General features: G+C 65.1%; 13 protein-coding genes. 5 read left to right on the plus strand and 8 right to left on the minus strand.

Features of this window, described 5'->3' with window-relative positions; all coding sequences use genetic code 11:
* Positions 1-6: 6 nt before the first annotated feature.
* Complete coding sequence (locus DMH01_RS15370; protein ID WP_125677303.1) at positions 7-597, minus strand: DUF6624 domain-containing protein; 591 nt, start codon at positions 595-597, stop codon at positions 7-9.
* Between the two features lie 19 nt (positions 598-616).
* Complete coding sequence (locus DMH01_RS15375) at positions 617-1,291, minus strand: bifunctional 2-polyprenyl-6-hydroxyphenol methylase/3-demethylubiquinol 3-O-methyltransferase UbiG (protein ID WP_125677305.1); 675 nt, start codon at positions 1,289-1,291, stop codon at positions 617-619.
* A gap of 712 nt (positions 1,292-2,003) precedes the next feature.
* On the opposite strand from DMH01_RS15375, the gene DMH01_RS15380 reads away from it, so the two are divergent.
* The gene (locus DMH01_RS15380) at positions 2,004-2,417 is read left to right on the plus strand and encodes a hypothetical protein (RefSeq protein ID WP_125677307.1); all 414 of its coding nucleotides are present in this window, start codon (positions 2,004-2,006) and stop codon (positions 2,415-2,417) included.
* A 142-nt stretch (positions 2,418-2,559) separates the two neighbouring features.
* On the opposite strand, the gene DMH01_RS15385 is transcribed toward DMH01_RS15380, so the two are convergent.
* Positions 2,560-3,357 (minus strand): pentapeptide repeat-containing protein, encoded by a 798-nt coding sequence (locus DMH01_RS15385; protein WP_125677309.1) that lies wholly within the window; start codon positions 3,355-3,357, stop codon positions 2,560-2,562.
* 71 nt (positions 3,358-3,428) lie between these two features.
* Between DMH01_RS15385 and DMH01_RS42715 the strand changes: the two genes are divergently transcribed.
* Both DMH01_RS42715 and DMH01_RS15390 read left to right on the plus strand, forming a co-directional pair.
* A complete protein-coding gene (locus tag DMH01_RS42715) occupies positions 3,429-3,596 on the plus strand; it encodes a hypothetical protein (protein ID WP_158633229.1) in 168 nt (55 codons plus the stop codon).
* An 832-nt stretch (positions 3,597-4,428) separates the two neighbouring features.
* Positions 4,429-4,899 carry a helix-turn-helix domain-containing protein gene (locus DMH01_RS15390; protein WP_125677311.1) on the plus strand — a complete coding sequence of 157 codons (471 nt, stop codon included), beginning with the start codon at positions 4,429-4,431 and terminating at the stop codon, positions 4,897-4,899.
* Positions 4,900-5,567: 668 nt separating this feature from the next.
* On the opposite strand, the gene DMH01_RS15395 is transcribed toward DMH01_RS15390, so the two are convergent.
* From DMH01_RS15395 to DMH01_RS15405, 3 genes are all read right to left on the minus strand, one after another.
* Complete coding sequence (locus DMH01_RS15395) at positions 5,568-5,954, minus strand: peptidase inhibitor family I36 protein (protein ID WP_125677313.1); 387 nt, start codon at positions 5,952-5,954, stop codon at positions 5,568-5,570.
* Between the two features lie 473 nt (positions 5,955-6,427).
* Positions 6,428-6,796 carry a peptidase inhibitor family I36 protein gene (locus DMH01_RS43720; protein WP_370323373.1) on the minus strand — a complete coding sequence of 123 codons (369 nt, stop codon included), beginning with the start codon at positions 6,794-6,796 and terminating at the stop codon, positions 6,428-6,430.
* Between the two features lie 18 nt (positions 6,797-6,814).
* Positions 6,815-7,204: a peptidase inhibitor family I36 protein gene (locus tag DMH01_RS15405; RefSeq protein ID WP_125677317.1), complete on the minus strand. Its 390-nt coding sequence runs from the start codon at positions 7,202-7,204 to the stop codon at positions 6,815-6,817.
* A gap of 380 nt (positions 7,205-7,584) precedes the next feature.
* Here DMH01_RS15405 and DMH01_RS15410 point away from each other — a divergent pair, with 380 nt between their 5' ends.
* Positions 7,585-10,515 (plus strand): AfsR/SARP family transcriptional regulator, encoded by a 2,931-nt coding sequence (locus tag DMH01_RS15410; protein WP_125677319.1) that lies wholly within the window; start codon positions 7,585-7,587, stop codon positions 10,513-10,515.
* Positions 10,516-10,605: 90 nt separating this feature from the next.
* Here DMH01_RS15410 and DMH01_RS15415 read toward each other — a convergent pair whose 3' ends face one another.
* Complete coding sequence (locus DMH01_RS15415) at positions 10,606-10,968, minus strand: hypothetical protein (protein WP_125677321.1); 363 nt, start codon at positions 10,966-10,968, stop codon at positions 10,606-10,608.
* 168 nt (positions 10,969-11,136) lie between these two features.
* Here DMH01_RS15415 and DMH01_RS15420 point away from each other — a divergent pair, with 168 nt between their 5' ends.
* On the plus strand, positions 11,137-11,487 hold the full coding sequence (locus DMH01_RS15420; RefSeq protein ID WP_158633231.1) for an endonuclease domain-containing protein: 351 nt from the start codon (positions 11,137-11,139) through the stop codon (positions 11,485-11,487).
* A gap of 49 nt (positions 11,488-11,536) precedes the next feature.
* On the opposite strand, the gene DMH01_RS43310 is transcribed toward DMH01_RS15420, so the two are convergent.
* Positions 11,537-11,860 carry a hypothetical protein gene (locus DMH01_RS43310; RefSeq protein ID WP_233621533.1) on the minus strand — a complete coding sequence of 108 codons (324 nt, stop codon included), beginning with the start codon at positions 11,858-11,860 and terminating at the stop codon, positions 11,537-11,539.
* Between the last annotated feature and the right edge of the window lie 1,235 nt (positions 11,861-13,095).

Below are 13,095 nucleotides of genomic sequence, written 5' to 3' on the forward strand. Positions count from 1 at the left end.
CTGCCCCTACCCAGCCGGGTCGTCGGTGCGGTCCTCGCGCGACGAGGGAGCCGGTGACGACGCGCTTGATACACCGCGCGCGGCGTCGATGCTGGCGTAGCTGGGATACGCCGCGGCGATGTCGGCTTCGCTGAGGCGCGCAAGCCCGATCAGCTGGCGCCGTGTGTTCAAGCTGGCCGGGTCCTCGAGCGGGTACAGGCGGCATCCTTTGCCGGGGAAGCACAGGGATTGGGTGCCCCAGCGCTGCGGTCGCCGTGTGTCCGTGGCGACTCGGTCGGCGAGGTAGGCGTGGTCGCGTACCGCGACATCATCGTCCGGGTCGACGGCCGCGGCGAGCAGCGGAAGCCACCGCGCCCGCTGCTCCGCGGGCGCGTGCTGGGCGATCAGCCACGCCGCGCGCGCGGCCGCGGAGCCCACCAACCCCGCGCCAGGCCAGCCGACACGTTCGATCACCGAGGCCAGGAACGCCGTGTTGCGCACATCGACCTCACGCACCCGCTGCCACTGCAGCCGCGTCGGATGGCTGGAGTCGAGCTCCTTGCGTGCCGCCTGGTCGGTCTCGGCCCGGTGCAGCAGGTCCCGACGCAGAATCTCCAATGCATCGCCCTCGCCACCGTCACTCATCCCGTACGCTCCAGCCCACGGTCGGCCGTTGTGCTTCGACTATCAGGGTTCCCAGTTTCCCGATATCCGGCGCGGACTCGACGCGTGCGTGAATACTCCTGAAGCCGTTGCCGTGCAACATCTCCGCCCACGTCTCGGGCTCGTAGGACCACCGGTACAGCCACTGCGGCTCGGCCCTGAACGGTGCCCCGTACGTTCCCTGGATTCCGTAAGCTCCAGGCACCGGGGGCGCGTGGGAGAACACCAGCTTCCCGCCGGGCGCCAGGCATTCCCTAACGAGAGGCAGCACTACCGCGGGGTCGAGAAACCAGATCGCGCCCCAGACCGAGTAGACCACGTCCCACGTCTGCTCCGATCCGGACAGGAACTCCAGCACATCAGCGTGTACGAAACGGGCGCCCGCGATATGACCCCACCGTCGGCACGCCTGCTCGTACTGCACGCCGGACAGATCGACCCCGGTCGCGTCGACGCCGCGCATGGCCAGTGCCGCGACGGCGTCACCGTCACCGCACCCGAGCTCGAGAGCCGTGCGCGGTTGGCCGAGCAACTCCGGTCCCGGGCCGTGGGACGGATATTGGGTCCATCCGAACGGTTCAGCGGATGCCAGGTCAGCCCCGGTATTGACCGCGTGCGAGGCGTAGCGATCCCAGTAGCCGCTGGTCATCGGCCGGGGCAGTCGGACGCTGTGAGTCCGTCAACGGTGCATCTGGTGCTGGCCTGCTCGGTCAGCATCCGTGGTCGGAGCGGACGGGCAGTCCAGGCGGGACCAGAACTGCGGATCAAGCCAGCCGGCATAGTCACGGCGCGAGAGGTCACGAACGGCCACGCTACCGACTCGGACCGACCGTTTCTGGAGCCTCGTTCAGGATTCCCGGGTGATCCGTTGTTTCAGCCTATGAGGCCACGGAGGTAGCTGCTGCAGGTGGCGATCGTGCGCCAGGCCGTACCCGGTGTGTCGGCAAAAATGGTCCCGCCGGAACTACAGACCACGGTGTTGCGGGCCGAGGCGGAGCGAGCACGCCTGACAACACCTGCCGTGCCGGCGCACTGCGACGACAGGTCACCCGAATGGCTCTCGGATGGAGCGAAGAGACATAGGCGCGCGGTCGTGGTGTCGGGCGGGGAAGCCCCGGACGTATCGCCGGCGCCCGCGCTGTGCGTGGGATTGCACGTCTCCGGCACCGATCGTCACTGGCGTGCCGTCCCCGGCGCACTGTTCCACATGGGACGTCCCACGGGACAGACATTTCCGCAGGTGATGCACAGGTTTACGTCCCGCCGTCTCAACGTTTCCCCAGCCGCTTTCGCTCGTGGAAGTCGATGCTCAGACTGGGATGGCCCATTCGGGCAAGCACTGAGATCGAGGGGAGACCACCATGAAGGTGATGCGAAAACTCGCGGTCGGGCTGGTGGCTTCGGCCACCCTATTCGCCGTGCCGACGTCCGCGAATGCCGCGGCGGCGAACCCGGCGCCAAGCCAGCCGGACGTGGGCATCAGGAAGGAATGCAATCCGTATCCCTGGCTCTGCGGCGTGATCCGCAACTTGCCGAGCTCCAATCATGGATTGCGGATCACCAAGGCGTGGGGTGATCGGCACGACTCCAGCAGCTGGACAACATTGGCGCCCGGCAAGAGCTCACGCGACTCCCACGTCAGGGACGCCGACGGGTACTGGGTCGCCCGAGGCTGCACCGCCAAACAGGGCTTGTTGAAGTACAAGGGGCCACGGTGGGTGAAGGTCAGCAACCTGCCGCTTGGCTCGGAGTGGCATGTGAAGTACCGCTGCTGAATAGAGGTAGGCGTGCCCGGCGACCAGCAGGACATCGTCGCCGGGCTGCCATCACCACGCCGCGTGACCGGTGACTTCGTCGGAGAACGCGATAGTCGTCGTCTGTGCTCAGTGCCGTCGGCCCGCGAACGAGGAATGCTCGTCACCCCAGGTCACCTTGGCTGCGCTGAGCGCATCGTGCCACTGACGCCGTCCTCGGTGAAGGTGACCTCATCGCCGACGCGACTCTGCCGGACTGGGGCACATTGACGGTGGGTCCGGGCCGATGAACGGCGCCACGTCGAGTCGATCGGCACCGGCACGGACGTCGCCCGCAGACGGCGTCGGTCCTGAGACAGCATGCCAAGATCGTGAACCGGCCGTCGTGTGTGTGGCCCCGCGCCGACGTTGACCGGACACCGCGGACAGACGACCTACTCAGCGGTGACGTTGTGGCATCGACCCCCGGTTCACTGGGGACGAAGCCGTTGTGCAGACCCTTGGCATCTTGGAGCCGGGCTCCTCCGAACCGGGCGTCGGTGAGGGTCGCGCCGGTGAAATCCGCGTTCTCCAGGTCCGCGTTCTCCAGGTCGGCACCGGTCAAGTCCGCGCCGGCGAGAATCGCCGAGTGCATCTTCGCGGCGCGTAACCCGGCCTTGGCCAATGTCGCGCCGGTCAGATCTGCCTTGTCCAGGCGAGCCCGGTTCAGCTCCGCGCCCGCGAGGTCAGCGCCGACCAAGGACGCGCTGTCGAGATCCGCTTCTCGTAGCAGAGCTCCTTGCAGATGGGCGTTGTCCAGCCGAACTCCGACCAGCCGTGCCTGAAGAAACCGCACCGGACCCAGCTGGGCGTCCCGTAGACCGGCGTAGGAGAGATCAACTCTGGTCAGGTCGAGTTCGTCGGCGTGGCCGTTCAGACCACCGGGCCAGCGCCGCAGCTCAGCTGCCACATCCGCTGGCACCGGTGCCCTGGCGTCGACGAGGGTGTTCGTGCGCGCCGGGACGGTGCAGCAGCGTCCGCTATAAGAGAGCCATGACCGAGCGCTGGATCTACCACTACAGCACCATCAATATTTACTCGCCGCCCAGCGAGCACATGAACGAGATGGCGGCCCAGGGCTGGGAGCTGGTGAGCGCCAACGCGGTCCTCGAGCAGCCAGAGCGAATTCGCCACCACTTCTACTGGCGTAAGCCCGCCTGAGCCAGTCCGCCCCGGCCGGTGGAGGAAGTGCTACAGGTCGTCGATGTCTTTCCGGCTCGACCTGCCGCGCGCGGCGGCGATGATCGTCGCGATGGCGGCGCCCCGCGCGGTGATGATCTCGGGCAGTGCCTCCACGAAGTCGTGCATAGCATTCTCCAGCTGACGTTGTCGGCACGCCACCGGCTGGAAAGTCTCCCGCCGGGCGACGCGGAACGCGCGAGCGCGCGTTGCTGACCTCGCACGTCTGCCAGATGGGCAGTTCACCGTTCTCCCACGGCTCGAACCTGTACTTCCGGACCGCCACCTCGGCGGAGCAGAGCGTTGACCAGCGAAAACCGCGAGCCGGGTCTCGGGGAACCTCTAGTAGGTGTATTAGGCAGATGTAGGTTCTGCACACTTTGCACGAAGGCGCTGCGCGGCGAACATCCACCGCGCAGCCCCCTTTTCGTGTAGCGGCCTGTCAGCCGTCGCGGTTCGCCATCCGGATCAACCTCCCTCGAATGCTGCTGGACCTCCAGTGTCAGCCGCGACGTCGTCCACGGCACAGGACCGAACGAGGCAAAGTGTCGGCAGGCGGGGTGAAGGCGGCGAGCGATCGCACGCCCACTGCTCTTCGGTGGGCGTTAACACCGTGATTGCTTGTGAAATCCGCCAGGGGTGCGGTAGGAAGCGAAGCGGGCCCCGAAGGTCACGCCTCACCTGATCTTTCAGGTGCCCGCAGCCGCTCGAGCAACAGTGCGTTCGGGTGATCCGGACCGGGGCGGTATCGACGCCCGAACACCATGCACATCTCGGCGGACGTTGACGTCTGATGGTGAGCTCAGAACAGCAGGTGAGTGGGACTGTGCGCGACCTGGACGGAGCCCGGCTGAGGGTGCGGCCGGACCGGGCCAGCTGCACTAGCAGCGGCGCCACCCATGTGCTGCTGAACGCGGCGTTGCTGGCCCGCCGCAGCGCCACCGCCCGCGTGATCGGGACCGCCCTGACCCGCGCTGCAGGAGGCCAGTCGCACCGCCGGATCGCCGAGGCTCTGAACACGCCAGTCGCCACAGTGCGCGGCCGGGTTCGCTGCGCACGAGCCACCGCGGTCGAGCTGTGGCAACTCGGCGTCCAGGCCGTCGTTGCGTTCGACCGCGATGCCCTGCCGACCGTCGACCGGGCGGATCCGCTGGCCGCTCTGGACGTGCTCGTCGCCGCAGCGGCAGCCGCTCGGCGGCGCTTCGGCCATGCCGTCGGGCCACCCTGGACAGCGATCACGGTGCTGACCCGCGGCCGGCTCCTGGCGCGTGCCCCGACGGGCTGAGCCAGCCGCACCGTCCCGTGCTGCATGCTGCCCGCAGTAGCCCCGGAGACCCGACCAACCGCGATTCCCGGCCCGGCAGACGGGTCCTGCCTGCCGCCGATCCGGCACCATGCCGACGAACGCAGGCACCTCGCCGACGAACCAGCTCACAATCACCGAACTTCATCGGCATTTACCATGCCGCGTAACAAGCGTGGGTCGATGGCACTGCTCACCGGATGACGGCAATCCTCACAACATGGCGTGGCCCCAAGCGTTGTCGCTGGGCCGCGTCAAGGTGATCACGCGCGCCATGGGGCAACACAGCCTTTCCGTGCACGGGAGCCGATTTCCAGGCATACCTGTGACTCTGGTGTCGGCCGCGCTATGCGGCGTGTCCGCCGGGAGAGTGGCCGACAATGGCCTGCGGTGCAGCGCGGCGGATCCGCGCAGGTCGCGGGCTGCCCGGATAGTGCTGACGGATGGCGCCATCGGTCGTCACGATGACGCCACACCATCGCGGCGATCTGCTACTCGTGAGCGCAGGCGTCGAAGACCGCTGCCCGCAGTACTTCCGCGGTCTGGGTTGGTCACGTGCGGGGTGCGACGGCATCGCTCAGATTGTCTGTGCCGCCTTGACTTGGCGCGTGGCCAGGCTGGACGCAAGCAGGCTTGCGCCAAGCTTGTTTTCAGCATGGACGTACCGAGCTGATCCGGTCGTTGATGTCGCTGGGAACGTTACCTCGCCAGCCGGGGGGTACACGCCAGACTTGTCCGTTGTAGTTGATGTCGGTGTAGGCGCACCAGGTCCGGTTGGTTCGGTTATAGACGGAGGAGATCTGGTCGTTGATACCCACTGCCCGGAGCTCGGTCGAGCCGACCTGGAAGCGCGCCATCCGCCCCTGCTCGTTGACGTGCTCCCACACGCAGAACCAGCCTGGAGGGCAGTCCGAGTAGGCGGCTATCGACACACCGCCGCCCTGAGAAGCCGAGGCGGCCTGCGCCGAGGCTGCCGGGGCGACCGCAGCCACCGTGACGAGTCCGAGGGCCGCGCAGAATCCTGTGAACCAACGCATGACGTGGATGTCCTTTCTGTCATAAAACGGCGCCGGCCTGGCCGGCGGTGGCTCGCTCCCCCTCGGAACGAGGCGGGATCACCCGAGGTGTTCGGCGGTCCCTATCAGCCGGTGCGCCACCTCCGACCACTCGTCACGGCGCTGATCCACCTAGTCCTGTCCGGTCTGGCGCTACTTCGTAGTGGACGCGGTCGCGGCCGCGCTGATGTTCGCTGTGGCGTGATGCGAGAACAGCCCGGTCGCAGAGCGGACGCGGAAAACGCTACGTCGACGGGCAAGGGAGCCGGGAGCTACCTGAACAGGTCGGCAGCGCAGGGAAGAAGCCGACCGGTGTCGCCAGCGGTCGCGACCGGGTTGCTGTGCTTGCTGCCTGCCGAAGAACCGAGGGCGTACGTCGGCGGGCCGCGAGGCGGCACTGCTGGGTTCCGAGTGACTACCGCACACAGAAACCAGCAGTGCCGCTGTGTGTTCAGCTAGCAGCCCCTGCGTAGCGAGCTGATTGCGTTGTTCGAACTTCCTGTGAGCGAGCCCCTCCAGTTTCCTATCCGGGACGCGGCCCCGACGTAGTGCGGTTCGAGGTAGGCACACCACTCGACGCCGGTGCGGTTCCAGAGCGACGAGATCTGATTGTCCATACCGACCGCACCGAGGTCGGGGATGCTGACCTGGGTTCGGAGTTCCTTGCCGGTTTCGCCTGGCCCGTCCCAGGCGCAGAGCCGTCCGGCTGGGCAATTGGCATACGAGCCGACCGACACTGTGGCGGGGTGGGCCGTGGCGGCCGGTGGGACCGCGCCCAGAGGCGTGATTGCAACCGCGACGCTAAGGATGTTCCGGAAGCACATCACGTCGGCCCTCCGATCTCAGCAGGCGCGCAGAGAGCTGATGTTGTCATTGCGGTTGTACGGACCGGTGTTCCCACGCCAGTTGACAGCGACACGCCAGCCCAAGCCGCCGTAGTTGATGTCGGTGTAGGTGCACCAGATCCTGCTGGTGCGGTTCCAGACGGACGAGATCTGGTCGTTGAAGTTCTGACCCCGCAGGTCGGCGGAGCCGACCTGGAAGCGCACGATCCGGCCCTGACCGTCGGCGTGCTCCCACGCGCAGAACCAGCCGGACGGGCAGTCCGAGTAGGCGGTGATCGACACTCCGCCTTCCTGCGGCGCCGGGGCGGCTTGTGCCGTAGTTGCCGGGGCGACGGCGGCCGCTGTGGCGAGTCCGAGTGCAGTGCAGAATCCTGTGAACCAACGCATGAACGTTTCACCTTTCGTGGTATTGACAGTTGATGATCTGCTAGGTCTGACGTCTCGTCCCCATGAATGACGAGATGCCCGACAGTTCTTCTAATCGGAAGCGGTTGTCCGGCGCCGAGGACTGAACGCCGGACTAAACGTCCGGACGATCGGTGCGACCTCCAAGGATCGCTTCGATGTGCGCAGGTGTGCAGGTCGCCTATGTCAGCACCGCCGTGTCGATCGTGAGGAACCTGCGACCCGCGCCCCGAATTCTCATTGGTGATCCTTTCGTGCCGTCGACGGCTGGTTTGGAGATAACCATGAAGTATGCGCTGTACAGAATCGGCATAGAGCGCGAATATTGACCTGCAGGAGCAGACGCAACACGAGGGGACGCTGTGGAGTTCAATCTCTTGGGGCCGGTAGAAGTGCGGTCAGGGTCGGCCTGCCTAAAGTTGAGTTCTCAGCGGCAGCGGTCGGTACTGGCGACGCTCCTGCTCTCCCGCGGAACAGTTGTCGCGCCGTACCGGCTGGTCGAGATGGTGTGGGGTGAGATGCCGCCGTCATCTGCCGAAGCGAACCTGCGCACGTACGTTTCGCAGTTGCGTCGTCAACTGTCGAGCATCGCTGACGGTGAACAACGCATCCTGGCGCGCTCGGGCGGATACCTCATCGATGCACAGCCTGATGAGGTAGATGTCGATCGCTTCCTCGGGCTGTCCGACGCGGGACAGCAAGCGTTGCTAGCTGGCGACGACGCTCACGGTGTTGCGCTGCTCGGGCAGGCACTGGCGCTTTGGCGAGGGGAACCGCTAGCGAACGTCGCCCCGACGACTACGGTTGTCGCCGAGGTTCAGCGGCTGGTTGAGGCACGATTGGCAGCGGTTGAGAACTTGACTCGTGCACGTCTGCGCCAGGGTGCACATTCCGTGGTGGTGGGCGAGTTACGCCGGTTGGTGGCCCAATATCCACTGCATGAACGGCTGTGGGCTCTGCTGATGAATGCGCTCGTCGGTGGCGGACAGCAGGCGGCGGCGCTCGCTGCGTACGACACCGTGCGCGAACGGCTGGCAACCGATCTGGGCGCCGAGCCCGGTCCCGAGCTACGACGCGCCCACCTTGCGGTTCTGCGGCAGGACAACGCAGCTGTTCCAGACATCAGTCTGATCCCAGCCCAGCTACCGCGGCTCGCTACCGGATTCTGCGGCCGGGTTGCCGAGCTGCGTCAGCTCGATCAGGTTCTGCGCCTGGGTGACGGGCCGCGCCTCGTCGCAGTTGTCGGCGCCGCCGGGGTCGGCAAGACGTCACTGGTCACCCACTGGAGCCAGCTTAGACGGGATCGCTTTCCCGACGGCCAGATCTACGCGGACCTGGGGAGCGAACACGAGCTGCCATTGATTCTGGCGCGGTTCCTGCGGGCCCTGGGCATTCCACAGCAGCGCATCCCCCATGAGTTTGCTGAGGCCACGGCATTGTACCGGTCGGTGCTGGCCTCCAAGAAGGTCATCTGCGTTCTCGACAATGTGACCGACGTATCTCAGATCCGTCCGTTGCTTCCCACGGGCACTACATGTGCGGCATTGATCATCAGCCGCCACCGACTGGATGAGCTTGCTGCTGTGGAAGGCGCCGAGCGCATCACGCTTGACGTCCTGTCCATGCGTGACGCAGTCACGGTGTTGTCTAAGACAATAGGCGCCGAGCGAGTTCAGGCAGAACCGGAGGCCGTCCGTGCTCTCGCGAATGCCTGCGCTCGCCTTCCGCTCGCACTGAGGATCACCGGAGCCCAACTCGCTTATCGAGCCGACCGACGGGTCGCTGACCACCTCGCCGGTCTGCTCGAGCACGGTGTCCTTGACAGCCTGACTCTCGACGGCGCCGGCACGAGCGCGGTCCGCGCCGCCTACGACCTGTCCTATCAGGCACTCGATGTCGCCACTCAATACACCTTCCGTATGCTCAGCTTGATACCCGGTCCGGACTTCACCGCGGAGTCAGTCGCAGCATTGATCGGAAAACGCGTGTCGTTCACCGAGCGCCAGCTCGATCGGCTTGCTGCTGCGCATCTTATCCAGGAACGAGCATCGGTCCGGTACGCTCTGCATGACCTGCTACGTGTCTACGCGAGTGAACGCGCCGACATCGATGACACCAGCGAGGTCCGCGATACCGGCATCGCCGCGCTGTTCCGCTTCTACCTCGCACGCGCCGACGCCGCGGCCGACCGCCTCTATTCGCTCGTCCTACGCCTCCCACGCGACCGATCAGAGAAAAGCATGTTCAAGAGTGACACGGCAGCGCGTACGTGGCTCGACACGGAGACACCTAATCTCATCGCCGCTGTCCGTCACGCTTACAGCAGCGGGCCAAAACCGATGACCTGGATGCTTGTCGACGCCCTACGGGGGCACTTCTGCTTCAACCGGACGGACGAATGGCTGACACTCACACACCTTGCGCTCCACGCTGCCGAAGACGCTAACCAACCTGACGCTCGAGCGGCCGCCCATAACACGCTTGCGGGAGCCTACTTCCAGCAATGCCGATATGAGCTGGCGGCTACACATTTTCGTATGGCTCGACGCCTCGCCCACACCTTAGGGAACTGGCGCCGTGAGATCGCTGCGCTGGAAAACCTCGCTGCCGTGTACATTGTCACGGGGGATCTAAATAATGCTGCTGCAGTACTAGCGGAGGCTGCTCCGCTCGACCCTGCGCCTAACCAAGTAAATCTGCGTAACCTGGCCATCTTACACGAGTACCGCGGTCAACTTGCTGAAGCAGTCACAATTCATCGGCAAGTAGCCACCGTCCAGAGTAGCGCCGAATCCTTATATTTACTTGCACGTGTATTCAACAGAGTTGCTAGTGATGATATCGCCTTATCTGCAGTCGAGGCGGCCCTGGAAGAGTCTGCGCATATCCGCGACTGCTGGAGCGAGGCGCATTCCCTTGCGTTACTTGGCTCAATCCAAGCCAAGGCAGGAGAACCTGCGCGGGCTCTCATCACTGCCGAAGCCGCAGTGAACCTCGCCATCGAGATCGCCGACCCATCCGCCGAAATCGCTGGCCGCGCGGCACTGGCGATGGCTAGTCAATCCGCTGGGGATTTACATCGGGCTCTCCAGCAATACCGTCAGTCCCTGCAGCTAGCCCGTCGCATTGGCATGCGCTTTAATGAATGCGAACTTCTCGTCGGACTAGCCGACGTCTACCTCCACCTAGGTCTACGCCGTGAGGCCGCCAATACTCGACGCGACGCTCTGCTGTTAGCTGTCAAGCAGGGCTATCATGGGCTACAAGCAGGGTGCGCAGATCCCACGAGTTGACCGGCCCCGATCAATATGACTGCGCACTCGTTGCCGATCTATCCGCCAGATTTGCAAATTTCTCACTTTGCCTTTTTGGCCCCGCCGCGGTTACTGTGATGAGCCGTCGAGGAACGCGGCCGCTGGGTCCATGGGTGGCCTCGTGCCCGTCAACGCCGACCTGTTGGCCGTCAACGACGTCCCGGGCTGCGCCCCGGCGACGTGCTTGAGCTGGATTCCCAGCGCGATCTCGGAACCAGCAAACTGCTCGGTAAGCATCGACATGGTCCTGCTGAACATGTGCGACCGGACAGTGCCGGCCGGGATCGGGGTCATCCCGGAGATCTCGGCCTGGGTATTCACCGCGGTGATGAAGTTATCGATCATGACGCCGCCGACGACCGCGTCATGGCACGCCCGCCCTGAGACCGGGGCAAAAACGTACTCCGAATCCGAGGGCAGCTGTTCGGACACGGCAACCACCTACCGCACGTTCGCCCCGCAAACCGCGCCCGAGAACCAGCAGCGTCGCCCGCTCGCTGAACAGCGGGCGTCGTGGGCGGTGGGCCTAATCGGCGACCCGATTGGCCCGCGTACCGTCGCGCCATCACACTGGTGCGCCTTCGTCGGTGGCCGGAGCGTGTGGCCGCCTACTGTAGTGATGATCGACTATCCTGGATCCGGCGGCGGCTGATCGATCGCGGCGGGCCGCTGTGTCACGCTTGCCAACGGACCATCGGCGTCGTGGCCGACCATGATCACTTCACCGGCCTCTGTCGCGGCCTTCTGTGCTGGAGCTGCAACTTGGAGATTGACGTCTGTCCGCACCTCGACGGCTGTCCCCGCGCGGTCTACCTCAACAACCCGCCGGCCCTCGAACTTCGGCTGCGCCACCCGAACGCGGCCAAGGACCGCCAGCACGATCACGCCCGCATCGAGTATCTCGGCATCGACCCGGTCACTCCGGTACGGGCATGGGTCCGGAAGATCTGACGAGGAGCATGTCGTGGGCGGCCCGAACCGTGGGATGACGCTTCTGCGATCAGGTCGAAAGCGCGGCGTGGAACTTGTCCGGCACGTCCACGCCGAGCCGGAGTCCGGTCGAGAGCGGGATCAGGCGTCCGTTGACGTGGTCGGAGTGTCTGCCGGCCGCCTTGAGGTCAGCGGCTGGTACCTCACGCGCCTGGAGCAGCGCGTAGGTGTCGCTGTCGGGGGTGATCAGGACTGCGACGTCGAAAGCGAAGGGCCGGAAGGCCGAGAACTCCGCGCTTGTGCGGGTGTCCGCGCCCACGGTTCGGGCCTTCACCTGAATCTGGAACCCGTCAGCGGCGAGCAGGTCGTAGGACTTGACGGAGTTCTGAGCCAACTCGCCCCCGTAGACCCGTTGGGCTCGGTGTTCGGCGTAGTCCGCCAAGGGGCGCGTTCCGGGTTCGCCACCACGCCTCGGTGACGCAGCTCCTGCAGAATCGAGGCATACCCAGCCAGCAGTTCCGCCTCAGAGGCTGTACTCAGATCCCCTGAACGGTCCGCCCACGCGTCCTCCCTTGCGCAAGTCTCGCAACTCAAAGCCACGCCGTCGGCGGCGAGCCGCGACCATCGTCTCGCCAGCGGTCAGCTGCGGCAAGGGAGCTCGAGTGACGACCCGCCGGTCCGTCGAGGTGGAGCGGATCACGGACGACGTGTCTGAGGATCGCCGACAATGAGCACGGTCGTAATGTCCCGGGCCGAGGTAGCGGTGCTGGCGTAGGCACCGATACGCCGAGGCCGGCTCGGGCCGTGGGGTTGTCGCCGGAGGCTCTCGAGTTGGGACGGCCGAGACGGCCGGTGGCACGGGAAAGCACCAAAGGTCTCAGCGCGGTAACAAAGGGGCGTGGTTGGTAGACCATGTCCGTATGGGCTAGCATCGGCGTTGCTGGGCGTCAAAACAGCAAAACAGGAAACCCGTTCGGGTGAACTTGTCAGGTGGTCAGCCGCTGACACGACTGACCACCCGACCTCAGAGGCTCATCAGCTGGATAAATCGGATCATGGTCTCACTGAATCCCACTAGCTGAGTTGCCAAGATGACGACGGGGCCCCACCAGGCGAGCTTCTGCCACCTGGTGGGGTCACGCCGCTGATTGCTCGCGCGGCGCGCCTCGTCCTCATCTTCTGAGTCGTGATCCATCGTGTTCCTTCCGGCTCCGGCCTGACCTTGACTGGAAGACGGACCTTGCGGCTGTCTCCCCCGGAGTCAGCCGCGCTGGAACTGGAATCCTCACGACCCAATCGGCTCACGCCGATGCCTGTAGAGAGTAGCGAAGGCCCGCGGCTGTGGCGTCGGCGGGTACGTGTCGAATTCGGGGATTCGGTAAGTGGCTGCGGCGACCGGCGTGTCGCTGGCGCGAAATGCAGGAAGTCTTGCTGGCCAGCAAGATTACAGACTCTGAGTCATAGTCTCCGTCCGAGATATTAGTTAGTCCAGCTATTAATATTTGATCAGATCAGACTTATCTCCCGTGCTTTTTAAGCCTCGGCGGTAATGCGGAAATATTGTTGCTGTCGGTGAAGCTAGTCGGCGATCTATCGTCGCGGGAATGTTGGGGGAGTCGGCCGTGGATT

It is taken from the genome of Amycolatopsis sp. WAC 04182 (genome assembly GCF_003947465.1).
Classification (GTDB): Bacteria; Actinomycetota; Actinomycetes; order Mycobacteriales; family Pseudonocardiaceae; genus Amycolatopsis.

Bases quoted from the DNA above. Each gene is read 5' to 3' on its own strand.
- DMH01_RS43720 (WP_370323373.1), bottom strand. From the start codon at position 6,796: ATGTGCTTCCGGAACATCCTTAGCGTCGCGGTTGCAATCACGCCTCTG.
- DMH01_RS15380 (WP_125677307.1), top strand. From the start codon at position 2,004: ATGAAGGTGATGCGAAAACTCGCGGTCGGGCTGGTGGCTTCGGCCACC.
- DMH01_RS42715 (WP_158633229.1), top strand. From the start codon at position 3,429: ATGACCGAGCGCTGGATCTACCACTACAGCACCATCAATATTTACTCG.
- DMH01_RS15395 (WP_125677313.1), bottom strand. From the start codon at position 5,954: ATGCGTTGGTTCACAGGATTCTGCGCGGCCCTCGGACTCGTCACGGTG.
- DMH01_RS15405 (WP_125677317.1), bottom strand. From the start codon at position 7,204: ATGCGTTGGTTCACAGGATTCTGCACTGCACTCGGACTCGCCACAGCG.
- DMH01_RS15375 (WP_125677305.1), bottom strand. From the start codon at position 1,291: ATGACCAGCGGCTACTGGGATCGCTACGCCTCGCACGCGGTCAATACC.